Below are 23,066 nucleotides of genomic sequence, written 5' to 3'. Positions count from 1 at the left end.
ATTTACAATAACGTATATGAGATACGGCTCATACAGGCCAACTGGCCTGCGAGAATACCCCACCATCGACCCATAGCGTCTGGCCGGTGACAAAGCACGCAGCATCTGATGCAAGAAACAGCACAGGCCCAGCTATGTCTTCTGCAGTTCCAACCCGCCGCAAAGGCGTAATGCCGCTCCAGCTTGCCGCATAATCGGGCTGCTCCTGCATGGTGCGTTCGTTAAGAATCGCGCCCGGTACCACACAATTGACCCTGATGCCCTTTGGTCCAAGCTCAACAGCAGAAACTTTCGTGAACTGCTCGATACCACCTTTCGATGCCGTATAGGAAACAAGTCCGGGAAAGGCGAGCTTGTTGCAGCCAGAGCCAATATTAATGATCGCACCGCTTTTGCCGACTTCGACCATGCGTCTGGCAGCAGCCTGTGTGTTGAGAAAGCAGCCCTTCATATTGGTACGAATAACATCGTCCCAATCATCTTCCGAAAGCTCCAGCAGAGCTCCCCAAGTCTGAATTCCGGCATTGTTGACGAGCACATCCGGCGCATCGCCATACCAGCTGCAGACCTCATCGAAAAACGCATCAACCTCACTTCCAACACCCACATCACAAACGACACCCAGCGCCTGGCCACCCGAAAGCTCGATCTCTTCCATGAGCGTCTCTGCAGCCTCTTGATCGTCAAGATAACTGAAAGCTACAGTGTAACCCGCCTCGGCAAATGCGGAGACCAGATGCCTGCCAATACCTGTGCTGCCACCGGTTACAACTGCAAATCCACTCATAAAATTTCCTCCCAAATCTCCTGAAAGTGAATTTAATCAAGTCTGACCAATGGTAAAGCTCGGAAAATGGAAATAAAAATTTCCATACAGAGGAGATCTGAATGAAACCCGATATTGAAGTTGTCTATGGAGCCTGCCACTGCGGAACAGTGCGCTTTCGCGTCAAACTATCCGATGGGCTTAACACTGCACGCCGCTGTAACTGCTCCTATTGCCGAATGCGTGGAGCCGTTACGGTTTCCGCCGAACTCAATGGCGTTGAAATATTGGAAGGTGAAGATGCGCTGACGCTCTACACATTCAATACAGGTGCGGCTAAGCATTATTTCTGCTCGAAATGCGGGATTTACACCTTTCATCAGCGGCGATCCAATCCGCAGCAGTTCGGTATCAATGCCGCCTGTCTCGACGGCGTCTCACCTTTCGACTTTAAGGTCATTCCGGTCAATGATGGCGTGAACCACCCATCCGATAATCCGAATTACAAAGGTTCTGGCATCGCGGGCTATCTACGCTTCGAAGCAATTGAAAGCTAGATCTGCCGTGGTTTTAGCGGCGGGATAGCTTCACGGCTTCGACGGAAATCGCCAGCAGGCACTGGCGGATGATCGGCACAGCTAATGCCGCATTCTGACGGCTTTCGAGCACTGCGCGTTGCAGACGCTCCATCACGCGCGAAAGGCTTTCAGCGTTCCATCGACTAACCGCATTCTCAATCAGCTTCTTACGATTGAAGAAGATCGGAGGCCGGGCAGATGCAACAACAATGGAGGCGCTTTTGCGTTCTTTGTCTGCGATATGGCGCAAAGTCTGTATTTGCTGAAACTGACGTGCTGCCGTACTAAGCACCAGAAATGGCGCAGTCCCTGATTTTACGACGCGGTCAAATGTCACCTCAAAACGCGACAGATCGCCATTCAGGACTGCATCCACCACTTCGTCCGTCGACAGCCCGGCCACATCGCCCACGGCTTCCCGCACATCGTCTATGTCAATACGTTCCTTGCCGCGCGCATAAAGGCAGAGCTTTTCCAGCTCGCCACGCGTGGCAAGACGATCGCCGCCAAGGCTTGCCCGCAACAGCTGACGCCCGTCCATAGTGATCTGCATTTTCCATTCAGCCAGAACGTCATCAATCACACCGTCTATGCCGCGCGCATCGTCTGAATAACAAGGCAACGCCATACCGGCAGAACCGTTCTCTACAGCACTGCGAAGGCCTGCGCCTTTCTTGAGATCGCCTGCTTCAACCAGAATATAGGTTTCACGCGGTGGCTCACTCACCAGAAGTTTCACGGCATCCGCGAACTTCTTTTGCCCGGCTGCATTCTTGATCCAGATGAGCCGTTCGCCGCCGAACATCGAAATTGTCCGCGCTTCGTCTGCGAGCTTTGAAGGATCGGCATCGATTTCATCGGCTTCCATGCGAATGACGGCGAAGGGATCGTCGAGCGGAAGCTTGGTCGCCTGCGCGTATCGACGCGCACGTTCGCTCACCAGCCCCTTATCAGGACCGTAGAGCAGCACAACCGGAAACGAGCTGCTCGGCTTTGCAATAAACTGATCGACTTCATGTGCTTTCTTTTGCGCCATTAGGATTAAGTAGCGCAATTCGTTTTCAAACGAAACAGCCGTCGCTCAAACTGAACGGCGGCTGTGAAACAAAGCTGTTTGTAATATTATTCGATCAGCAAAGCATCGTCATCGAGTGTCTGTCCGCGCACTTTGCGGAACATTTCGATGAGGTCTTCAACGCCGAGCGTTTTGCGTTTGTCGCCGGTAACGTCGAGCAGAATCTTGCCGCCATGCAGCATGATGGTGCGGTCGCCATAATCCAGTGCCTGACGCATAGAATGCGTGACCATCAGCGCTGTCAGCTTGCTTTCAGCAATCAGCGTCCGGGTCAGTTCCATGACGAATTCAGCCATGCCCGGATCAAGCGCTGCCGTATGCTCATCAAGCAGCAGCACTTCTGAACCGGCCAATGTTGCCATGATCAGCGAGAGCGCCTGACGCTGACCGCCGGAGAGAAGCTCCATGCGATCCTGCATGCGGTTTTCGAGGCCGAGATTGAGGCTTGCCACGCGTTCGCGAAACCATTCACGACGCTTGGAATTGAGCGCGTGGGTAAGGCCACGGCGTGTTCCACGCGATGCTGCCAGCGCCAGGTTTTCTTCAATCGTCAGGGTGCCGCAGCTGCCTGCAAGCGGGTCCTGAAACACGCGTGCAACAAGACCAGCACGCTCGGCAGTGGACTTGCGGGTCACGTCCTGTCCGCTGATTACCACCTTGCCAGCGGTCGGGATAACGTCACCTGCCAGCACGCCAAGCATTGTCGATTTACCAGCACCATTAGAACCGATCACTGTGACGAAGGAACCTTGCTCCATCGTCAGGTTGATCTTGTTGAGCACCTGCTTTTCCAGCGGTGTTCCGCGACCAAAAGTGACCTCAAGATTGGAGACTTCGATCATGATGATGCTCCTCCACGGCGCAGGCGCGGCAATATGAGGGCGAAGGTAACGAGAAGTGCCGTCGCAATGTTAAGGTCAGAAGCCTGAAGTCCGACAATGTCACCATTGGAAAGTGCGAGCTGGATAGCGATGCGGTAGATGATCGAACCGGCAACACAGCCAATGAGAATGACGAGGATCAGACGTGAGCGCAGCAATGTTTCGCCGATGATCACAGCGGCAAGGCCGACAACGATCGTACCCACGCCGGAGGTCACGTCTGCAAAGCCGTTTGTCTGGGCGAAAAGCGAGCCACCAAGCGCTACGAGAGCATTGGACAGCGCCATACCGAGGTAAATGTGGCGATCAGTGCGTACGCCCTGAGCACGGGCCATTTTCGGATTGGCACCAGTTGCACGCATGGCAAGGCCCATGTCGCTTTCGAGAAAGCGCCAGACCAGGAAGACAGTGATGGCAACCAGCACAAACAGGAAGGCCGGACGCACATAATATTCAGGAATACCGTGACCGAAAAACGGTGACAGCATCGTATCCTGATTGATCAGTGCGATGTTCGGACGACCCATAATGCGCAGATTGACGGAGAACAGAGCGATCATCGTCAGAATAGAGGCCAGAAGATTGAGAATCTTGAACCGCACGTTGAGCGTTGCCGTCACCAGACCGGCAATCGAGCCTGCAATCATCGCAACACCAGCAGAGAGCCATGGATTCCAGCCAGCAAGGATCAGAACACCGGTTACGGCCGCACCAAGCGGAAACGAGCCATCCACGGTCAGATCAGGGAAATCGAGCACGCGGAAAGCCAGATAAACGCCGATGGCGACAAAAGAGAAGACGAGGCCCAATTCGACCGCACCCCAGAAGGCGATCTGACTCACATTGAGATTCCTTGTTCTTTGCCGTCATTGAAAATGAAAACGCACCATTCAAGGCACATAGATTCACTGGCTTTCGCACATTCAGGCATTTGCCTTTTCATGTCCGAAAGACCTGTTTCAATCACGACCGGTTTTGATTTGAGTTTGTTCCAAACACATTTGCCTTTGGAACCATTCCCCGGTTTTCATGCGCAATTTTATTGCTTGCGATTGTTCTGGCTCTGTCTTTTTCCGGATACAACTCAAAAGCTCCAATAAGCAAGCATTATCGCTGCAAATGCGCCAAAAAGCACCAGTCTGTGCGCCTGTTACAACATTCAGCTCACTCAGTTTCGCTCATATTTCACCGCGTGCACGCCATAGCTCCCAGGCAAATCGTGCGCGGACGCCAATGTCGAGGAATGGTCGTGGTGGCAGTTCGGTCGGGCTGCCGAGCTTCAGCATGGGTTCTGTTGCAAACTTTTCGTCAATAGATGGCATGGTAGTATCTTGGCTTTTAAAGAGCTGACTATTTTAGATGTTCAAAGGCCGCCATTTTGATAAATCAGTCATTCTGCTGTGTGTTCGGTGGTATCTGGCTTACAATCTGAGCCTTCGCAATCGGATGGCCATGATGGCGGAACGTGGCCTCGATCTCGATCATTCTACCGTCCATCGTTGGGTTATCTGCTTTAGCCCAAAACTGCTTGAACGTTTCAATGAGAAGAAGCGTCAGGTCACACGCAAATAGAACCTTGATGAGACTTACATCAAGGTCAAAGGCGAGTGGCTGTACTTATATCGTGCGATTGATAGCAATGGCGATACGGTTGAGTTCTATCTCAGCAAGAAACGTGATTTGAGCGCTGCCAAACGTTTTATACGCAAGGCACTGGCCCGCCACGGCAGGCCGGTGCGCATTACCATTGATGGAAGCGAGACCAACAGAATAGCTATTTTGCAATGTGATACAGAGAACCGGCTCAGACAGGCTGGCAAACTTATTGCCATTCGCTCCAACAAATATATGAACAACACGATAGAGCAGGATCATCGCCGCATCAAACGGCGCACACGCTCCATGCTTGGTTTCAAGTCAGAAACCGCAGCCGGCATCACGCTCTCTGGCATTGAACTCATTCACATGATGCATAAACAACAAGGCATCTTTGCAACGGCAAATGCACGCTCAATCAAACAACAGTTTGAAGCACTCGCAGCATAACTACGTCCAGAGATAGGCCGTACTCTGTTCAGATTGAATTTTTGCAACAGAACCTGCCAGACGCCCGCTAAACCTTACTGCGCCATTCGGGCATACACGAAGTGCCGCTCTAGAGTGCGCACAGAAACGCCCAAACGTTCAGCGATGCTTGCCATGGTCTCGCATGAGCGATCAATGTCGTTTAGCGCCCGATGGACATCGTCATCTGTTATCGCTTTTGGGCGGCCTAGCCGCCTGCCCCGCGCCCTCGCCTCTACCAAGCCTGCCTTGGTTCGTTCGCTGATAACTGATCGTTCAAATTCCGCCAAAGCTCCCATCATGTGGAACATCAATCGGCCGCTCGAGGAATTCGTATCGATGTTCTCCATCACCGACTTAAAATTTGCGTCGCGCTGGCCGAGCTGGTCAATAAATTGCACCAGTCCTGATAATGATCGCCCAAGCCTGTCCAGCCGCCAGACCACAAGAGTACCACCCGGTTTGAGGCTCCCAAGAGCACTTTCAAGGCCACGGCGCTGAAAACTGCGCCCGGAGCATCCATGATCCTGATAGATGCGATTACATCCTGAGTCTCTCAGGGCTCGCAGTTGCAAATCCAGCTTTTGCTCCTCAGTGGAGACACGTGCGTAACCAACTATCATTCTAACTCAACTTTAGCCGCGCCAGAACGCGACTTTCCCCTCTCTAAGTCCTCATCCTCGCGGTGCGCAAAACGGCTAGGCAGCGAACGGCATATCGGTCGTTAGACATTAAGTTCACGAGATCGTGGTGCGTTCTGCCATACCTAAAGTGTTATGTATTGAAAATACACGCCATGATGGTTTGAACAAATCTGCTATAGCCTGACGCTATCTGTCCTGGACCAAGAAATTGTTCATCATTGCGACGCTTAAATCACGCTATGGACAACCCGACCCGACCCGACGCAAAACAGCATTTACGACGAGATTAGGAAGCGTGCGTGCGAAGACGCATTACGCTTTCTCTAAGGGTATTAGCTAGCCCCAGATTAACACCCAACTCAATTACAGTTCTGGAAGCCGTTGAGCAGCTCGCAAGCATCATTCCCTCATGGTGGCGCGGAGCACGATACAGCAATTCCAACGATGCTCCTCCTGCTCTACCTATGGAGGGGCGGGAAAACACCGCCAGCGATCGAGCAACCCTGCTGCCCTCATTACGTTTCGCGGTCAAATCAGCGTATATACGAACATCTAGGATCTGATTGCTTTGGAGTTCATAAACCAAATAGTTCGTGGTCCGGTCAATCAGAAGCAGTTTGCTATCGACGGTTACGGCAAGCGCTCCGGGAAAGGGTGAAGACCAACCCTGAACCATCTTCGCGTCAGGAGACAGGCCGCGAAGACTGCGGGCCAGAGCGCAGCCTACGTCTGAAAAACGAGCCCGTTGCATAGGGTAGACGAGAAACCGCATCCACATGATCGACGCGATTATGTTGGCGATCGCGGACAATCCTCCAGCCGCGATCGCAAAAGCGAGCCCATTGCCTGAAATCGCCGACATCGGTAAGACCCAGCCAAAGATCAAAAAGAGACGCGGAGACCAACGACTGAGTAGATCCATGCGAAAAACGGTCTCCGAAGCCGTTTCATCTCGATATCGCATGTGTATTGGCATTGTATCAACCCATCCACTAGAAACCTGGCGTCACCCGTCTGCACGTACGATCGATACTGCTATACAGCCCTCTCCTGCCGGCATAAGAACGGCCTGACCTCCGGTCGAAAGAGCGTACACAGAAAGCCCGGAAAGAGACTTCTGCTGTGCGCTATCCTTTGGGAGCAGAGACACGGTCTCCGCGCATCCCATTGGAAAAGGAACAATCCGTACCATCGAACCTTCGCAGCCCGCGCTGGTTGGCGCGGCAAAAACGAGGCCTGTTGCAGGTCCGACATAGCGATCGGATTTGCGATCGGGAAAAGTCATGCCCACCAACCCTAGGATGGCATGCTTGTTCGGGTCACTTTTTGCCGTTTGGGTTTGCACCATGAACTGTGTTCCGGCCGCCAATGCCTGTCCCAGTGCAGAGTATGTGTTTGCGCAGTGTTCCACGCCCGCCTGATTGGCATGTGAGAAAAAAGGATCATCGCGCCGAGCCGCCGCCTCCGGATTCTGCCCGCGGCTATCGACGTCTGACTGCTGGCGACCTGTCCCTTCGTTTGCCTGGGCAATGATGCCGGCAAGATGTGGGAGGTTGTACACTCCCAAACCTGCCACCAAGAGAAGCAGAATACCGCCTGCACCAAACATCAACCACCGTGGTCGACCCGAACGGGCAATAACGTCGGCTCGTTTCCCACTTGTACTGGCAGCTGTTCCCGCGCCATCGCGCCGTGCGCTCAGTATGCGATCACTATAGCTTGTAGTTTCTTCCATGCTCTGTCCTTCCGGAAATACTGACGGCTAACCCACTTAGCCCGCCCGTCAAATTGCAGCGAGCGCAGTTGCAAGTCCCTCAAAGGGAGCGATAAACGACACTCGAGTGCTCGAGGTAACCGCTGAGTAGGAGACATGCACGACGAGACCCTTCGTAATCGCTAGTCTCAATCTTGGCCCGACGCGCTGATAGCCGATGCAAATCTTCTGATCACACGCGGTGATAGGAACGCTAACCACGGAGCCTCCGTCGCCAAGATCGAGATGGATTGCATCTCCCGTGCCCAATACTGGTGGTACACGCAGGATGAAAAACGGTTGACCATCCTGTGTTGCCGCGAGCGACCAACTGAACACTATAGTTCCATCAGTTTTGACGATCGTCTGCGACACGTTGCAAACCCGCTGCTGCCGCTGAAGGTTCTCGTCGCAAATTAGCGTCCAGTTTAAAAAGGGACGCAGGATGCGACGATAGTGTCCCAGATCAACGTCCTTCGGAACCTCGACATCCGAAGGTTTTACGACGAACCGCGTTTGACTATCTTCCTCTGCGGAGGGCATCGCGCTTCGTTGGTCCTGTTCTCCAAAAGAAGGGCTGCCGGCGAGGAGAACGGCTACGAAACTGAGCAGCCCAATGCGGGGTACCCTAAAACTCTGGGTGCTTTGGCACATGTCTGAGCAATCAGTTGAGCGTGAAGCTCAGACCAGCGCCGAGGCCCCAGTTTCCGTCCGCGATAGTCGCAGAAACATTGGCGCGCATCGTCTGATCGTCGTTGGTGTAGCCCAGACCAAGTGCTGCTGCCCCTTCGCCACGCCAAAAACCTCCACCGACAGCCGCTGAAAGTTTACCGGGCCGCTCATCGTAACGAAGAGAGGCAGCGGCGAGACCGATAGCTGCAGCTTGCCGCGCTTCGCTCCGAACGGAACCTATGTCAGCATTGAGCTGATTGAACTTGTTGTCCGTATAAGCATTTGCCGAGTTCAGGGTCGTCTTTGCAACGTTATCCGTATAGCTGTTGGCCGTGGTAATGGCGTAAGCCGTCCTGTTGTCGGTATAACTATTTGCTGATACCAACGTGCTTGAAGCAGTGTCTTTCAACTGTTTAACATTGACGGCATCATTATCGGCAAGGCCAGCGGCAACATTCGAGATGAGCACTGGCGCGTTCGGGTCACCACCTGCCAGCGTAATGCTATTTGACTTCGTTACGCCATTATTGTTGTACTTGACGGAAAACTTGTCCAATTCGGTCACATTGCTGACAACGGCTTCTACAGCTTGATTGGTCGCGTAGAGCTGCGACCCGTTGACCGCGTCTGTACTGTTTGCGGAAATCTGGCCCGCAGCAACGTTTGAGATCGTTCGCTCGCCTCCTTCCTTACCAACAGATACGGTGCCAAAGGCAGAGCTGCCGGCAAATGCGTAGTCCTTGCCGTTTATCGTCGTTCCAGCCGTCGAGATCACCGCGCCTGTTTCGGAGCCTGCGCCGAGCGCGACGCTGTTTGCTGTCGAGGCAGAGGCCCCTTCACCCAGCGCCACGCCTTGGGCAGCCGTAGCCGTCGACCCTTGCCCCAGGGCCACAGCGCCGGTCGCGATTATATTGGTGCTCGCACCGTTACCGACCGCTATGCTGCCAGCACCAAGAGACTCTGCGCGCCCCCCTATCGCGACACTATCAATGCCCGTTGCCTGGCTGTCGGCTGCTGTCGAGTTAGCGTGGAAATACTTGATGCCACCCCCGTTATTGATGGTGGTCAGGCTATTGCTGATATTGGTAAGGCTGCCATCGACCGCAGCGAAAGTGTCGTAAACGGTGGAATAGTTGCCGCCCTGCATGACATAGACCGGTCCTGTAACGGTACCGTCTGCGTTGACGGTTGCGCTGCCGCCTAGATGGCTGACGATACTTGAGGAAACATCAAAAAGCTGCGAGCCATTGACGGCATCCTGAGATGTCGATGACACCGATCCAGCCGCGACGCCAGTAATTTTTCCGGTTCCATCATCGTTAATCGTTACGTTGCCGAACTTTGGCGATTCTGCCATCTGGATTTCGAGCCCGTCAGATGTCGCGACGGTTTTGAGATTGCCACTGCTATAAACACCGGCGGTGGTTGCGGAACCTATTAGACTGACGGTTTGTCCAAGATCGCGGTGTACTGCTGAGCCTTCGTTTCCGACGAAGTCCAAGCCCTTGGCTGTTATGCCACCGGTGGCCGACTGAAGTTGGCTGACATTCACAGCATCTGTATCATCCACACCAACAGCGACGTTCCGAATCCGCTGGCTTCCTCCATCTATGCCTGCAATTGTGACTTTTGGACCGCCGTTAATATCGAGGCCGGCTGCGCCGATCGTGGTGACATTTGCGCCATCGTTTACAACGAGACCGCTGGTCGTGAGCTTCGAATTGCCCGTCGTGATGCTGGTTGCCATCAGGTCATCGGCGGTAGCAATCGTCACCTCCGAACCGTTTCGAGACAAATTGATATTCTGGCCATTTTTAAACTCGACGGTTTCGCCTGGCGTTACCTGCGTCTCCGCGTCACCATTCACACGTAGCTTCCAGCCTGATTTCGCGATCGCACCTATATCCTTAAGCTGTGCGACGTTGACAGCATCTGTATCTTCTGTGCCCGCTGCAACGCCGTTGATCTGGCGTGTCAGGCCCTTGCCTGAATCGCCTACGGATAATGCCGCGAGCGTGCTCAGCCATGTCGGAGAAGTGTCTGTCGACGCTTCGCCGCTTGACGGATTGTAGCCCGAGACGCTCGGACCGGTATAAGCGACAGATTGCGACCCCAATGCAATGCCGCCTGCAACCTTCACGCTGGCGCTCGTGCCGATAGCGACACTATCGGAGGCCTCAAGGCTGCCGTTTACGCCAATCAGAACACCATTGGACACCCCGTCGGATATGGTGCCCCGATTGGAGAGCACCTGGTTGTCGGAAAGACTTGTTCCAAGCGTGTTCCAGAAGCCGCCAACGTAATTTCGAGTTCCGTCAGTTAGCGTGTTGAGAGAACCGATAATGGTATTCTCTCCACCCCCGCTGATCGCATTGTTGACGCCAATCACATTTGCTTGGCTCGTGTTGCTCACCTCGTTCGAGACCCCAGTTACACTTGTGAGGCTAGTATTGGAGAGCGCGTTGCCAATTCCGATTACGCTGGAAGCAAGCGTGGACCTCAGGCTGTTTAAGCCGCCGATCACGCCCACGTTGCCCGACGATGCTAGGCTGTTGTTGCTGCCTACTACTACAGATGAGTTGACGTTTGTCGCTGAATTATCGCCTCCAAAGAACCCGCTATTGTAGCTCGTATCTACCGTGTTGTTCAGGCCATTGATCGTGGTGTCACTAGTGGCATTGATGCTGTTACCGCCTCCAAGCACACCGACGCTGGAGGATTGCACGACATCGTTGCGTACGCCAATGGCGACAGTGTTTGCGCTCTCGAGGATCGTATTTGAGGAGCCGACAGAGGCGCTGTTGACGCTGGAGTTGCCGCTTACTCGGTTATCCCTGCCGACAGCCACCGACGACTCCGCTTCAGCAAATGCATTGATGCCAGCGGCCAATGCATTGGTACCCACCGCGCCGTCGTTATTGAAGTTTCCCGTCGCAGTCCCGCCGTCGTTTACCGAGTAATAGTGGACCCTCGCTGCATCAGTGGCTGCCTTGAGCTGAGCGACGTTCACCGCATCCGTGTCATTACTGCCTGCGGCAAGATTGATGATTTGTCGGGTATTGCCGTCTGATCCGATTGAGACGGCGGCAAATTTACTCTTCCAAACAGGCGATGTGTCTGTTGAAAATGTACCAATCAGCGGATCATAACCGGCGTTTCCGGCTACCCTGTCAGCGACAGAGCCATTACCCAACGAGACGCCGTTTTCAACGCTCGCCGTGCCGCCAATCGCAATTGCATAGTTTGCAGATGCGGTTGAGCCGACACCAGCAGCGAAGCTATCATCAGCTGAGGCGTAATTGTTTGCGCCGAGAGCAACGCTCCTCTGTCCGTATGCTTTACTGGAATAGCCGACCGCGGTTGCACTGGTATTGGCGCCAATCGACGCCCAGCCGATTGCGACTGTGCCGTCTCCAAGAGCCTGCGACAATCCGCTGGAGACACCACCAATAGCAACCGAGCCAATACCATTGGCGCTGCCATTGATCGCAGTGGCCTGCGTTCCAGTCGCAAAACCGTTTATAGCTACTCCAAGCGAGTCGTTTGCCGAACTGTTTTGGCCCAAAGCAACTGAGCCCTGGCCGACAGCCTCAACTTTGTTTCCGATTGCTGTGCTGTAATCCCCCGCCGCTTTCGCCTCGACGCCTGCGGCAAGGGCGCTTACTCCGACAGCACCGTCGTTGTCGAAATTGTCGCCTGTGGTACCACCGTCGTTTACCGAGTAGTAGTGTGTCTGCGCCGCCTTCAACTGCGACACATTGACGGCATCGGTTGCAGCGCTGCCTGCGGCAAGATGCGTGATGCGACGCTCTTTGCTGTCGCTTCCAATCGATACTTCTCCATCCGGGTTCACGCCACCTAAAGCGCTCGCATTCCCAGCCGGTGAATACGCCGCATTTGCGAGAGTTGAGCCATCTGCAATGCTGCCGGCGCCAAGTGCGACACTGGACACAGCGGTGACCTGCGCATCAGTCCCAAGCGCAACTGCGCCGGAGATATCCGCAGCAGAGCCCTCACCAAGGGCCGTACCTGCGACTGTGCCGGCCGTGATTGCGCCCCCGAGATATGTGGCAATTGCATTGTCGCCAAAGGCTGCCCCGCCGTTCCCTGCCCGCGCGCCTGTTCCCATTGCCACGGAGCCTGTAGCAATGGCGTTGTAACCCACGGCGATGCTCTGCAAGCCAAGCGCCTCTGCGTGCGCCCCGATCGCCATGGCCCCGTCCGCCGCCACATAAGACTTGTTGCCTAGAGAGATAGTGTCGTTTAAACGAACCTTGGCCAGAGCTGGATCGCTAACCACGTTCCCCTCACGGTCTCTAAGCTCAAGGCTATTTGGATCAACTGTGTATCCAGTAGCCGAGGATTGGCCGAGCGCAACGTTGCCCGAGCCCGCGATGCCGATGCCAGCTGAGGTCCCGGAGATCACGTTGTCACTGCCCTCGGCCCTATAACCTGCAGCTACCCCTGAGGACACATTGCGGTCACCAACCGAGAAACGGCCTGCCGATTCACCGCTGACGACATTGAAATCGCCTTGCGTGTTGGCGCCGGCATAGATGCCGACGGCGACGTTGTTGCTCCCGTGGCTATTATTCCCTGACCAACCGCCGAGATTGGTATTTAGGTTACCTTGTCCGTTGTAGAAGCTTGCCTGTCCGATTGCGACATTGGCGCGGCCTGCACTGTTGCTGCCGACATTCTGTGGGCCTATAAAGGTGTTCCAAGTTCCTGTCGATTTATTGCCGGCACTCGAGCCAATAAAGATCGCGCCGATCTCTGTGCTGCCGCCGTTTGACGCATTCACACCTGAATCAGGTCCCAGGACCACAGAATTCTCGATGTTCGCTTGGGCATTATTCCCGAGCGCAAGACTTCGTTGTCCATTCGCCGCCGAACGGTAGCCAATCGCCGTTGAATAAAGGGCAGAGGACTTCGATCCTGTGCCAATAGCTGTTGAATAATCAGCCAGTGCCTCGCTGTTGGAACCAAAGGCCGAAGATCGATATCCCCCCGCCGCCGCTGCTCTACCTACCGCTGTAGCGTACTCCCTGGATGCCTTCGATTCGGCTCCCAGTGCAACAAAAGCCGTGCCGCCACTCCCGGTCGCTCCTCTGCCGATCGCGATGCCATATGTTCCCGCAGCTGAACTGTTTTGTCCAATCGCTATCGTATCCTCATCAGCTGCTTTGGCTGACTTACCAAGCGCGATAGCAAAATTTCTTTGCGCTAGAGCACCATCGCCTATCGCAATGCCGTAGGAGGCTGGCACTGCGGCGCCGCCTAATCCCACTATAGCAGAACGCCCAATGGCTATCGAGGATGTCGAGCCGTTGCGGATCTGGGCATTACTTCCGACGGCGATTGAGTTGATCGCATCAGTCTGAACCAACGCGCCATAACCAACTGACACTCCGCCGATAGCACCTGTACCCACGAATGCGGCGTTCCCGATCGCCACTGCATTTTCGCCAGCAGCCGTTGTGGATGTGTTGCCAAGCAAGATCGCTCCAGCTCCAAGTTTCTCGCTCACGAGAGTTGTCAACGTCGCTTGATCAACGTCCATGCCTGCGGGGCCTGTTGATGGAACTCCGCTTATCGTAGCGAAGCTACCGTTCGTTGTCGGCACGTGGCATGTCCAACTACCTGAACCGTCCTGGGCTCGAGAGCAGACTACCCCGTTTGGTATCGTCGTCGTTTCAGCCAACGCGGGACCGAGTGCGCTTATCAAAGCTGTGGCACCACTGACACCCAGCAAACCAAGTCCTAACCTCTTGCGACGCATACCAAGCACACTGGAGGCAAGGCGCAATACGGCCATGATGCGGCGACGATAACCTCGAGACACATCGTTAGACGTGGTGTACCTATTGGCGGCTGGTTGTTGCTGGAATCTCATGCGTACGATCCTTCTCACGCTGCCACACAGCTCAGGTGCGCAGCCCACAATTTCGGAAATTTAAAGAACCCTGCCGGAGATCGAGCTCTATCGAATGGCACTAGGTCGTAGGATCGTGTCCATGACGCGAGGTGCCGAAACCGGTTGACGGAATACCTAATGATAACTCTTAACATCATTGTCATCGAGGCCATCCTCCGGCCTGCGATAGAGCCCGCGCAATATTCGGCGAGATTGTTGGGATCACTGCGCATCCTCCAACTTGGTTTCCTGTGTGGAACGCGCAGCCAAATAGGAATGTAATTTCTCTCCAAGTGAGTCTTTCGTGAGGCCGAGTGCAAAGGCCGAGCGCGCGATATCAAAGTCAAAGTAAAGAATTGTGCGAGGATGAGACGTCGCTCAACCTCGTCAATGGCTCGACCAACTAGGACGTCGATGGCGGCATCCATTGTGCGCGGCGTAAGTTCACTCGCGGCTGTCGAGGCGATGCTGATGACCTGATCGATCAGACGCTCGATACTGGCAGCAGCAATTGTGCAGCCGTTATGTCCGCTCTCGTCGTAGAGAATGAATAGACCAGAACCCGCGTCGATCTCGATACTTAGAGCAAGGCCGATTGCCTCACCTAGCACCAGCGCCAGTTCGCCACAATCGCGAAGATACGCAAATGCCGAGCCGGCTTCGATGCGATAAGCTGTGAGAAGATTAAGCTCGTCTCCGATTGTGCTCAAGCGTTCACGGCGTTCTCCGGAATCCATTCCGCACGAATGATCTCCAGCAACTGACGAAAGAGTACGAATGCTGATGCGGGTAGCCGCGCCTGCCGCGCGCTCTTGAGGCGCTCCGCTTATCTCAGGTGTTGAAGATGTCATCGCAAACCCCTTGCCCACCAGCCCGCCAAGCCACAGAAGACGGCCACGGAGCAGACAACTCCAGAAAGCAAAAGCTCTCCTCGGCAAAGAAGCCCCACAATCAGGCCCGAAATACCACCAAGGCCCATTGAAACGATGACCGCCCCGCCGCGCCCATCAGGATCGACGTCGCCGCTTTCGCCTTCCTGAGCCGCACTATAAGCGCCAGAATTCTCCCCAAGAGGCGCACCCTCTTCATCAGTGGGCGACAACGAGCTAACGATCGCTAAGGTATTGAATTTTATTGGAAAAACGCGCGACAAAAACGGTCGTTTTCGACATATTCATGACCATGCCTGATTTGCCAATCGCACACAATGCGTTGGCATTGAAAACATTGGATTATTTTTTTGCCGCTCCGGGTTTTCTGCTGGGCGACAGAAAGGACCGTTTTTGTCAACACTCTCGCGGTGGTTGTTTTAGTTACTTTGATAATTTTATCGAGCGGCTAGACGACCCCGTACTCCGCCATCCGTCAGGCTCTCCGCAAGGTGTAGAAAATATGAAAGTCGGATACGCCCGGGTATCGACCGAAGAACAAAAAATGGACTTACAGATCCATGCCTTAAAGAAAATTGGATGCGACGAGATCTTTACCGACCACGGAGAATCCGGCGCAAATTTCAATCGTAGCGGGCTCGAAGCTGCCATGGCCATTCTCAAGCCGGGCAAAACTTTAGTCGTGTGGCGTCTCGACCGGTTGGGCCGCTCACTTTCGGGGCTCGTTTATCTTATGGAGCAGCTAGGCAAACGTGGCGTCAACTTTTGTTCTATCACTGAGAACATTGATACAGCCTCTTCCGGTGGGAAGCTTATGTTCCATATGATGGCAGCTCTAGCAGAGTTTGAACGTTCGCTTATCAGTGAAAGGACGAGAGAAGGAATTGCTGCCGCAAAGAGGCGTGGCGTTCAGGTTGGACGACCGAAGGCGTTGTCTGAAGACCTCATGCAACGAGCACGATGCGCAATCCACTGCCAGAGAATGGAACTGAAGACCGTTGCTCGAACTTTAAATGTTTCGGAGCGAACGATTAGAAGACACATGCTGGTTAACGAAACGCCGCGTTGCGCCGCGATATGCAACGAGGGGAGCGCCAGCATTCCGCAGGCCGTAGTCTACAAGCTCTGCTCACTATGCGAAAGGCGCTAAACAGGGACAAAGGTGCATGGGCCTCGTCTGCCTCCGCCGCCATCATAAGCTTGCATAAACGTTCAGATCTCTACAACACCGACGGCGTGTACACCTTTAAACGCGACCAGATTTTGCCAGATCTCTGTCGTTGCTAGGCAGTGCAAGCTGCTGCCGATAGCTGCCGGGTGTTAATCCGACGAAGCTCTGGAATGCGCGCGTCATATGACTTTGGTCTGCAAAACCGGCCTCTGCGGCAATTACTTTCAGAGGCGCTTCATCTTCTGCAATCAGCTTTCTGGCGTGTTTTAGCCTGCGACTGAGTAACCACGTGCAGGGTGGGTCGCCAAAAGTCAGTTTAAACTTACGACTGAAATGGGAAGCGCTCAGATTTACCAAGGCGGACAGCTCTCTAACAGTAATCGGTTGGCTGAGCCGTGAATTCACATAGGCTAGTATCTTCTTCTGCTGCGCAGGTATAAACTTATGTCCGTTTGGTTTCTGTCCGACATCTGCGTCTTCCACATTCTCGGCCAGTAAGTCGCGACGAGGTAAGCTCGAATGATCAACCTGAGCCTTTGGCGGCTCCGGAGCGAGGTCTGCGACGAATCTTTGCGAGCTCGTTACGTCGGTCATCGAAACCGCTATCGCTCGCACTTCTCCAGTCGCGAAGTGTTTCAGCGGATTTACCGAGACACGCAAAATACGTTGCTCAAAAAGCAGCTGATGGTCGGGAACAGTCCATCCGCTCTCGAACACCAGAAAATAGCGCCTGGCGGCTCTTATATGCTCGCCGTCCGAGAAATCCTGCATGTTCCCGCCGATCATCGCGGCAGCACTTTCACCGAATAGTTTTGCGTATCTCTCCCCAACTTCGAGGTAACGCAGTTCGTGGTCGACGACACATGAGGCGACTTCAACTGAAGATGTGAAGCACTGCTCTCGTGCCTGAGCAGCAAGCTCGAACCGCTCTTGATTTCCCCGATCCGCCGGAAGTCCGGAGTTTGCCTTGAACCGATTGAGTGACTTGGCTCCCACAATTCTGTCCTACTTACGAATGAGCTAATCGTCGGGATATTGCAAGCTGCTACCGAAGGTTTGGGGACGTGAATGCAATCAGACCAGCTCGCGGAGCCTTTTCACCAGCAATTCGAAGAACCCGTCCGCATCCACGTTGCGGATGAAGAGGGCATTCTTCGTGTGTTCGGTCACGCCCCACCAGTCGACAACGGTTTGCCCAAGCGTGAGTGGTGAACCGAGTTCAATCTCAACATTGCACATGCGGCCGGAATATAGGCTTGGTTTGATAAGATATGCGATGACGTTGGGGTCGTGGAGCGGGGCTCCATCAGTGCCGTATTTGGATTCGTCGAACCGTTCAAAGAATTCGAGCCACCCGGCCGCGGCGTCACCGATCCGCCCTCCAATGGATCGGATGGCGGAGATACGTTGCGCGGTGGTAAGGGTCTTGTGGGTCACATCGAGTGGCATCATGACGATAGGGACGCCGGAGCGCATGACGATGTCGGCGGCATGCGGATCGACATAGATATTGAATTCCGCCGACGGCGTGATGTTGCCCCCTTCGAAACAGCCTCCCCCCATCAGGACAATCTCACGGATTCCGTTTACGATGCGCGGCTCCTTCTGAAGAGCCGTCCCGATATTCGTCAAGGGACCAAGTGGACATAGAGTCACGGTTTCGCGCGCGGCAGCCATGAGCGTGTCGACAATGAAATCCACCGCATGTTGCGATTGCAGTTGCATTAGCGGATCGGGAAGATCGTAGCCGTCGAGACCACTCGGGCCATGAACATACTCCGCCGTAACGAGGTCGCGGACCATGGGTCTGGCGCTGCCGGCAAAAACCCTAATGCCTGATCGACCTGCAAGCTCGCAGATTTTACGGGCATTCTTTTGTGTGAGTTCGAGCGGAATATTGCCTGCTACCGTCGTCACCCCAAGCACTTCGATTTCCGGGCTGGCGAAGGCCAGCAACAGTGCCAGAGCATCGTCTTGGCCGGGATCTGTGTCGATAATGATCTTGTGACCCAAGTGAGCCTCCCAGTTGCGCTGAAATGGAGTTTATGACGCCGTTAGGCCCGGCGCATCATGTCGTAACGAACGGATCGTTCCCCTGACCTCTAGAGCGTTGCTTTCTGCGGGCATTGACCAGCGCCATGATCGCATCCAGCATCACATACATCGACACCCGTTCGTTCGGCAGAAAGCTGGTCGTCGTCGAATGGCGATAAGCGTTGATGGCAATGTTGACGTTGGCCATGCGTGCGATTGCCGATTCCGAGGGTGCCAGTGAAACGATTGATGCCCCGGCGTTGCGCGCAAGTTCAAGATTCGGCATGAGATGGGTTGTCACACCCGAAAAGGACAGGGCGAAAACGGTATCACCTGGTGAGAGAGCTAGCGCGGAAACCATCTGGAGTGCAGGGTCAGAATAGGCGACGCTGGCAATTCCGAGAAAGGCGAAACGGTGCTGCGCTTCAGCAGCTAGAAAGCCGGATCCGCCATGTCCATAGACATCAACACGGTTCGATGCGGTGAGAATCCCTACAGCGCGGCCGATCGCTTCGCTGTCTATGTCCATGCTCAGATCGTTGATAGATTCGATTGCCGTGTTGCAGTGGGACAGAATGGCCGAAGTAATCGGATCCTCTTCATCGGAGGGCTTTTGCCGGGTTTCCTGAGTGATGACGGCGAGCGCCTGAGCGAGCCTCATGCGGAAATCGGAATAGCCATCGAATCCCATCCGCCGACAAAACCGCATGATCGACGGCTCGCTAACCTGGGAGAAGCGGGCCGCATCATTGATCGACCAAGCAATCGCAGCCTGTGGGTTGGCGAGTATCGTTTCTGCGACCTTGCGTTCCGCGGCGGTGAACTGGTTCAACGATCCCCTGATCAAGCCAAGCATCTGTTCGTCTTCATTCCTTGCCCATAATGCGTCCTTCATATCAGGCCCCCCCCCTAACCCGCAAACGTTCGTTGCCTGAACCGAGCACGGAGGAATTTTCGATGTCGAAATGAGCGTTTGCCACGACCAGTTTGGAGATGGCGGCGGGATTTGTGAGCGGTGCTGGAAGCCATTCGCCGTTCTCATTCCAGGCAACGATCTGTCCCCCGCTCGCCTGCACCAGCGACAATCCCGCTGCGATGTCCCAAGGACCGCAGCCTTCGTCGTAACCGATTGCGGCGCGCCCCACGGCCACGTAAGCCAGTTGCAGCGCTGAAGAGCCGATCCGGCGCACGGCGCGGAAGGCTTCGACTAGGCGAGCGAAGGTTTCCAACTCGGAAGATGTGGGGTATTTTCCCTCCCTAGGAAGATTGGTCAGCAATTCCGCGTCACGATCCGAGCGCGCCCTGACGTTTAAACCTAGCCGCACGCCATTCAGGGTCAGCTCCCCCCCGCTGGCCACAAACATCTCATCGCGCATCGGGTCAAAGATGACGCCGCACAAGGGTCTTCCGTAGTTCGTAAAGGCAGCGATCGAGACACAGAAGATGGGGAGGCCCGAGGCAAAATTGCTCGTGCCGTCGATCGGGTCCACATACCATGTCACCGCCTCGTCGGAGGCGCCCTGCCACCCTTGCTCCTCACCTAGTATTCGTGATTGAGGAACACCTTCAAAGATAAGGCGGCCGATAATACCTTCCGCTTCCCGGTCGACTTCGGTAACGATATCGGCGTAGCTGGTCTTGTTTTCTATCGCAATTTTGGCGCCGCCTTCAGCCGCAAGAAAGGCGTCGCGGATTGCCGCACCGGCTGTTCTAGCCGCAAGGATGGCGGTTGTCGTAACCAAAGTTTCGAACGCTGTATTCATGTGTGAACGTGCCTTTTCGTCGGCCCTAGAGGCCACGGCGTACTTGCGCCAAAGCCGAGACGTAAAGTTTCCCCAGGCGAGCGGATCCCGTTGGCGTGGTAGCGATAGTCGATGACGTTACAAGGCTGACCGTCGATACTCACACCATATTCAACATAGGCGCCCTGATAGACGACGCGTTCAACAGAGGTTTCGACGGGTCCGGTGGGGTCGATGGAGATCTGCTCGGGCCGGATCACGCAATCGATCGTCTCACCCGCCCGCAGCGTGTGGCCCGGCCAGTCCAATTGCAGCATCGCTCCTCCGATGCGAACGCCCGGTCTATCCTCTTCGGTCGTTTCAACCGCGGCTTTGAGGATGTTGGCCTTGCCCATGAATTCGGCGACGAAGGCTGTCGCGGGCCGAGCATAGATATTCGTCGGCGCGTCGTCCTGTTCGATAACGCCGCCGTTCATGACGATCACCCGGTCCGAAATCGCCATGGCCTCGTTCTGATCATGCGTGACGTAGAGACTGGTGATACCGAGGCGCTGCTGAAGCATGCGCAACTCGTCGCGCATGCGCTCGCGCAACTGGGCGTCGAGGTTGGACAGCGGTTCATCGAACAGCAGTACCCGGGGCCGAGTCACGACCGTCCGCGCCAGCGCCACGCGCTGCTGCTGTCCACCAGATAGCTGAGCGGGCGCATTATCGGCAAAGCGCCGAAGCGCCATAATGTCCATAACATCCTCGACCCGGCTGTGGATTTCATCCCGGGACAGTTGCTGGACATTGAGGCCGAAGCTGATGTTTTCACGGACACTCATATGCGGAAAGAGCGCATAGCTCTGGAAAACCATTCCGATGCCGCGCTGGTTAACCGGTTTGTTGGTTATATCTTGGTCATCGATAAAGATTCGCCCGGAAGTGGGAGTTTCAAAGCCCGCCAGCATGCGCAGCGTGGTTGTCTTTCCGCAACCGGACGGGCCAAGCAGTGTCACGAGCTGACCGCTTCCAATCGTCAGGTTAATCCCCCGGACCGCATGGGGACCGGCGGCCCCGTGGCGTCCGGCATAAATCTTGTCGATATTCTCGAGAATGACCCGCGTCATGGCTTTACCTGTCGTTGTAGGTGGTTCGGCCCATCACTATCTGCAGGGCCCCGAGAAGGGCGAGCACGATGGCGATGAGAACGACGCTGTAGGCGGCAGCAAGCCCCATGCGCAATGTTTCGACCTGATTGAGGATGGTAACCGTGATCAGCGTCCAGTTGGCTGAAACGAGGAAGATGACGGCACTTAATGTCGTGAGGGACCGCGTGAAGGCATAGGCCGTGGCGGTGAAGATCGCCGGTTTGAGCAAAGGCAAGGTGATCTTTCCGATGGTTCTCATGCGAGATGCACCGAGTGTCAGGGCCGCTTCATCCATTGCCGGATCGATCTGCCTGAGCTGGTTGGAGCCGGCCTCGATACCGACCTGAAGCGTCTTGACGACGATGGCTGCGACTATGATCAGGGCGGTACCGGTCAAAACCAGAGGCGGCGTGTTAAATAGCGAGACATAACCGATGCCGATGATCGTGCCCGGTGCGGCAAACGAAATCAGCGTACCCCAGCGTAGCAGAGCGCTGCCTGCAAACGAGCAGCGGGTGAGAATATAGGCAATGGCGATGCCACCGAATACTGTTACCGGGGTGGCAACGCCCGCCAGGGTCATCGAGTTCCACAGCGGCCGCAATCCCGCAGTGAACACACGCGTGTAATGTTCCGTGGTGAAAGACCAGTCGATTCCGGGTATATGGGTGAAGGAGATCGCGACGACCGTGCCGTACAGCGCCAGGATCAGGCCGACGAAAGCGTAGCAGAACAACCCGAGCGGCCCGACGAGGAGCGGACTCACGAGTCTAATGGACTGAGCGGCGGGCTTACCCGTCACGGTCACGTAACTGCGGGCGCTAATCCAGTACCGATGGATCATGAAGGCGAGCAGTGACGGAAAGAGCAAAATACTGGCGAACATGGCGCCGACACCGACATTGAAATAGCCGATGAACTGCGAATACGCTTCCACTGCCAGCGTGCTGAACGTTCCGCCGATAACGAGAGGGTTGCCGAAATCCTCGATGGACTTGACGAAAACCAGTAGCATGGAACTGAGAATCGCTGGCACGGAGAGGGGCAGCGTGATTTTCGAGAAGATCATCCATTGCGAGCTTCCGAGCACGGCTGCAGCATCCTCGAGAGTGCTGTCGATCGCCATCAGCATGCCACGCATGTTCAGATACGCAATTGGCGTGAACGCCAGCACCTGGATGAACAGCAGGCTGTGGAAGCCGAAGACATTCGCCCCCATAATTCCCAGAAGCTCTTTGGTTACGAGGCCGCTGCGCCCGAATAGAAGGATCATCGAAAGAGCTATTACGAAAGGCGGGGAAATGATCGGCAATAGCGCGATGAGATGAATGAAGGCTTTTCCCCGCAAGTTGGTGCGGGTTAACGCAAAGGCCAGAATGAAGCCAACAATGGTCGAGACAACGGCGGACGCCACCCCCAACAGAAGGGTGTTACCAAGTGTCCTCCACAGAAGGGGAGCGCGCAGGCGGTGAAGGAGAAGCTGGGCAACCGAGCCCTCTCCCGTCGTTACAGCCAACCGTAATACGCTAAGAACCGGCAGGACGGCAAAGAGGAGCACAGACGCCGTCAAAAGCAGGAAAATACCGAAAAGCCAAGGATCTGCGAGAATTTTTCCTCTTGAATCGGATAGCCGTCGGTGAACCGTTTCATGGGCCACAGGTTTTCTCCTCGTGGGAAAGACAGTCAGAACGGGATTGACATCGGCACGGGCGAGACGTGATCGCATCGAGACACACACCGCATTCC

The 23,066-nt window shown here is 55.0% G+C and carries 20 protein-coding genes and 1 pseudogene; 3 read left to right on the top strand and 18 right to left on the bottom strand.

Going from position 1 to position 23,066, the window contains the following annotated elements; all coding sequences use genetic code 11:
• Positions 1 to 28: 28 nt before the first annotated feature.
• Positions 29 to 787: an SDR family oxidoreductase gene (locus tag H5024_RS01980; RefSeq protein ID WP_187543783.1), complete on the bottom strand. Its 759-nt coding sequence runs from the start codon at positions 785 to 787 to the stop codon at positions 29 to 31.
• 101 nt (positions 788 to 888) lie between these two features.
• Here H5024_RS01980 and H5024_RS01975 point away from each other — a divergent pair, with 101 nt between their 5' ends.
• Positions 889 to 1,323: a GFA family protein gene (locus H5024_RS01975; protein ID WP_187543782.1), complete on the top strand. Its 435-nt coding sequence runs from the start codon at positions 889 to 891 to the stop codon at positions 1,321 to 1,323.
• A gap of 13 nt (positions 1,324 to 1,336) precedes the next feature.
• On the opposite strand, the gene holA is transcribed toward H5024_RS01975, so the two are convergent.
• From holA to H5024_RS01955, 4 genes are all read right to left on the bottom strand, one after another.
• Positions 1,337 to 2,380, bottom strand: coding sequence for a DNA polymerase III subunit delta (gene holA, locus H5024_RS01970; protein ID WP_187543781.1), 1,044 nt, complete (start codon positions 2,378 to 2,380; stop codon positions 1,337 to 1,339).
• 86 nt (positions 2,381 to 2,466) lie between these two features.
• Positions 2,467 to 3,261, bottom strand: a complete 795-nt coding sequence (locus tag H5024_RS01965) for an ABC transporter ATP-binding protein (RefSeq protein ID WP_187543780.1) — start codon at positions 3,259 to 3,261, stop codon at positions 2,467 to 2,469.
• Positions 3,258 to 4,142, bottom strand: coding sequence for an ABC transporter permease (locus tag H5024_RS01960; protein WP_187543779.1), 885 nt, complete (start codon positions 4,140 to 4,142; stop codon positions 3,258 to 3,260). Before H5024_RS01960 ends, H5024_RS01965 begins: the two co-directional genes overlap by 4 nt.
• A 336-nt stretch (positions 4,143 to 4,478) precedes the next feature.
• A complete protein-coding gene (locus H5024_RS01955; RefSeq protein WP_187546789.1) occupies positions 4,479 to 4,622 on the bottom strand; it encodes a hypothetical protein in 144 nt (47 codons plus the stop codon).
• A 37-nt stretch (positions 4,623 to 4,659) separates the two neighbouring features.
• Here H5024_RS01955 and H5024_RS01950 point away from each other — a divergent pair.
• Positions 4,660 to 5,346 (top strand): annotated as a pseudogene (locus H5024_RS01950) (IS6 family transposase).
• 74 nt (positions 5,347 to 5,420) lie between these two features.
• On the opposite strand, the gene H5024_RS01945 reads toward H5024_RS01950, so the two are convergent.
• From H5024_RS01945 to H5024_RS01915, 7 genes are all read right to left on the bottom strand, one after another.
• Positions 5,421 to 5,987: a recombinase family protein gene (locus H5024_RS01945; RefSeq protein ID WP_187543778.1), complete on the bottom strand. Its 567-nt coding sequence runs from the start codon at positions 5,985 to 5,987 to the stop codon at positions 5,421 to 5,423.
• A gap of 307 nt (positions 5,988 to 6,294) precedes the next feature.
• Positions 6,295 to 6,930 (bottom strand): hypothetical protein, encoded by a 636-nt coding sequence (locus H5024_RS01940; protein WP_187543777.1) that lies wholly within the window; start codon positions 6,928 to 6,930, stop codon positions 6,295 to 6,297.
• A gap of 84 nt (positions 6,931 to 7,014) precedes the next feature.
• On the bottom strand, positions 7,015 to 7,743 hold the full coding sequence (locus H5024_RS01935) for a hypothetical protein (protein ID WP_187543776.1): 729 nt from the start codon (positions 7,741 to 7,743) through the stop codon (positions 7,015 to 7,017).
• 48 nt (positions 7,744 to 7,791) lie between these two features.
• A complete protein-coding gene (locus H5024_RS01930; RefSeq protein WP_247875200.1) occupies positions 7,792 to 8,304 on the bottom strand; it encodes an invasion associated locus B family protein in 513 nt (170 codons plus the stop codon).
• 121 nt (positions 8,305 to 8,425) lie between these two features.
• Positions 8,426 to 14,329: a YadA-like family protein gene (locus H5024_RS01925; RefSeq protein ID WP_187543774.1), complete on the bottom strand. Its 5,904-nt coding sequence runs from the start codon at positions 14,327 to 14,329 to the stop codon at positions 8,426 to 8,428.
• A 14-nt stretch (positions 14,330 to 14,343) separates the two neighbouring features.
• Positions 14,344 to 15,201, bottom strand: a complete 858-nt coding sequence (locus H5024_RS01920; protein WP_187543773.1) for a hypothetical protein — start codon at positions 15,199 to 15,201, stop codon at positions 14,344 to 14,346.
• Positions 15,198 to 15,452 carry a hypothetical protein gene (locus H5024_RS01915; RefSeq protein ID WP_187543772.1) on the bottom strand — a complete coding sequence of 85 codons (255 nt, stop codon included), beginning with the start codon at positions 15,450 to 15,452 and terminating at the stop codon, positions 15,198 to 15,200. The genes H5024_RS01920 and H5024_RS01915 overlap by 4 nt, the downstream gene beginning before the upstream one ends.
• Before the next feature lie 32 nt (positions 15,453 to 15,484).
• Between H5024_RS01915 and H5024_RS01910 the strand changes: the two genes are divergently transcribed.
• Positions 15,485 to 16,390, top strand: a complete 906-nt coding sequence (locus tag H5024_RS01910) for a recombinase family protein (protein ID WP_247875199.1) — start codon at positions 15,485 to 15,487, stop codon at positions 16,388 to 16,390.
• Between the two features lie 96 nt (positions 16,391 to 16,486).
• Here H5024_RS01910 and H5024_RS21590 read toward each other — a convergent pair whose 3' ends face one another.
• The 6 genes from H5024_RS21590 to H5024_RS01880 form a co-directional block, all read right to left on the bottom strand.
• Complete coding sequence (locus H5024_RS21590; RefSeq protein WP_187543771.1) at positions 16,487 to 17,407, bottom strand: helix-turn-helix domain-containing protein; 921 nt, start codon at positions 17,405 to 17,407, stop codon at positions 16,487 to 16,489.
• Between the two features lie 78 nt (positions 17,408 to 17,485).
• The gene (locus H5024_RS01900) at positions 17,486 to 18,424 is read right to left on the bottom strand and encodes a nucleoside hydrolase (protein ID WP_187543770.1); all 939 of its coding nucleotides are present in this window, start codon (positions 18,422 to 18,424) and stop codon (positions 17,486 to 17,488) included.
• Between the two features lie 55 nt (positions 18,425 to 18,479).
• A complete protein-coding gene (locus H5024_RS01895) occupies positions 18,480 to 19,340 on the bottom strand; it encodes a MurR/RpiR family transcriptional regulator (protein WP_187543769.1) in 861 nt (286 codons plus the stop codon).
• A gap of 1 nt (position 19,341) precedes the next feature.
• The gene (locus H5024_RS01890; RefSeq protein ID WP_187543768.1) at positions 19,342 to 20,208 is read right to left on the bottom strand and encodes an inositol monophosphatase family protein; all 867 of its coding nucleotides are present in this window, start codon (positions 20,206 to 20,208) and stop codon (positions 19,342 to 19,344) included.
• On the bottom strand, positions 20,205 to 21,299 hold the full coding sequence (locus H5024_RS01885; RefSeq protein WP_187543767.1) for an ABC transporter ATP-binding protein: 1,095 nt from the start codon (positions 21,297 to 21,299) through the stop codon (positions 20,205 to 20,207). Before H5024_RS01885 ends, H5024_RS01890 begins: the two co-directional genes overlap by 4 nt.
• A gap of 4 nt (positions 21,300 to 21,303) precedes the next feature.
• Positions 21,304 to 22,977, bottom strand: a complete 1,674-nt coding sequence (locus H5024_RS01880; protein WP_210309579.1) for an iron ABC transporter permease — start codon at positions 22,975 to 22,977, stop codon at positions 21,304 to 21,306.
• Between the last annotated feature and the right edge of the window lie 89 nt (positions 22,978 to 23,066).

The sequence above is a fragment of the Ochrobactrum sp. Marseille-Q0166 genome (genome assembly GCF_014397025.1).
GTDB lineage: Bacteria > Pseudomonadota > Alphaproteobacteria > Rhizobiales > Rhizobiaceae > Brucella.
This window is presented reverse-complemented; position numbering and strand designations above follow the sequence as displayed.

What these genes read in the sequence shown, in the direction of transcription:
- H5024_RS01980 (WP_187543783.1), bottom strand. Translation starts at nt 787, where the DNA reads ATGAGTGGATTTGCAGTTGTAACCGGTGGCAGCACAGGTATTGGCAGG.
- H5024_RS01975 (WP_187543782.1), top strand. Translation starts at nt 889, where the DNA reads ATGAAACCCGATATTGAAGTTGTCTATGGAGCCTGCCACTGCGGAACA.
- holA (WP_187543781.1), bottom strand. Translation starts at nt 2,380, where the DNA reads ATGGCGCAAAAGAAAGCACATGAAGTCGATCAGTTTATTGCAAAGCCG.
- H5024_RS01965 (WP_187543780.1), bottom strand. Translation starts at nt 3,261, where the DNA reads ATGATCGAAGTCTCCAATCTTGAGGTCACTTTTGGTCGCGGAACACCG.
- H5024_RS01955 (WP_187546789.1), bottom strand. Translation starts at nt 4,622, where the DNA reads ATGCCATCTATTGACGAAAAGTTTGCAACAGAACCCATGCTGAAGCTC.
- H5024_RS01945 (WP_187543778.1), bottom strand. Translation starts at nt 5,987, where the DNA reads ATGATAGTTGGTTACGCACGTGTCTCCACTGAGGAGCAAAAGCTGGAT.
- H5024_RS01940 (WP_187543777.1), bottom strand. Translation starts at nt 6,930, where the DNA reads ATGGATCTACTCAGTCGTTGGTCTCCGCGTCTCTTTTTGATCTTTGGC.
- H5024_RS01935 (WP_187543776.1), bottom strand. Translation starts at nt 7,743, where the DNA reads ATGGAAGAAACTACAAGCTATAGTGATCGCATACTGAGCGCACGGCGC.
- H5024_RS01930 (WP_247875200.1), bottom strand. Translation starts at nt 8,304, where the DNA reads ATGCCCTCCGCAGAGGAAGATAGTCAAACGCGGTTCGTCGTAAAACCT.
- H5024_RS01925 (WP_187543774.1), bottom strand. Translation starts at nt 14,329, where the DNA reads ATGAGATTCCAGCAACAACCAGCCGCCAATAGGTACACCACGTCTAAC.
- H5024_RS01920 (WP_187543773.1), bottom strand. Translation starts at nt 15,201, where the DNA reads ATGACATCTTCAACACCTGAGATAAGCGGAGCGCCTCAAGAGCGCGCG.
- H5024_RS01895 (WP_187543769.1), bottom strand. Translation starts at nt 19,340, where the DNA reads ATGAAGGACGCATTATGGGCAAGGAATGAAGACGAACAGATGCTTGGC.
- H5024_RS01890 (WP_187543768.1), bottom strand. Translation starts at nt 20,208, where the DNA reads ATGAATACAGCGTTCGAAACTTTGGTTACGACAACCGCCATCCTTGCG.
- H5024_RS01885 (WP_187543767.1), bottom strand. Translation starts at nt 21,299, where the DNA reads ATGACGCGGGTCATTCTCGAGAATATCGACAAGATTTATGCCGGACGC.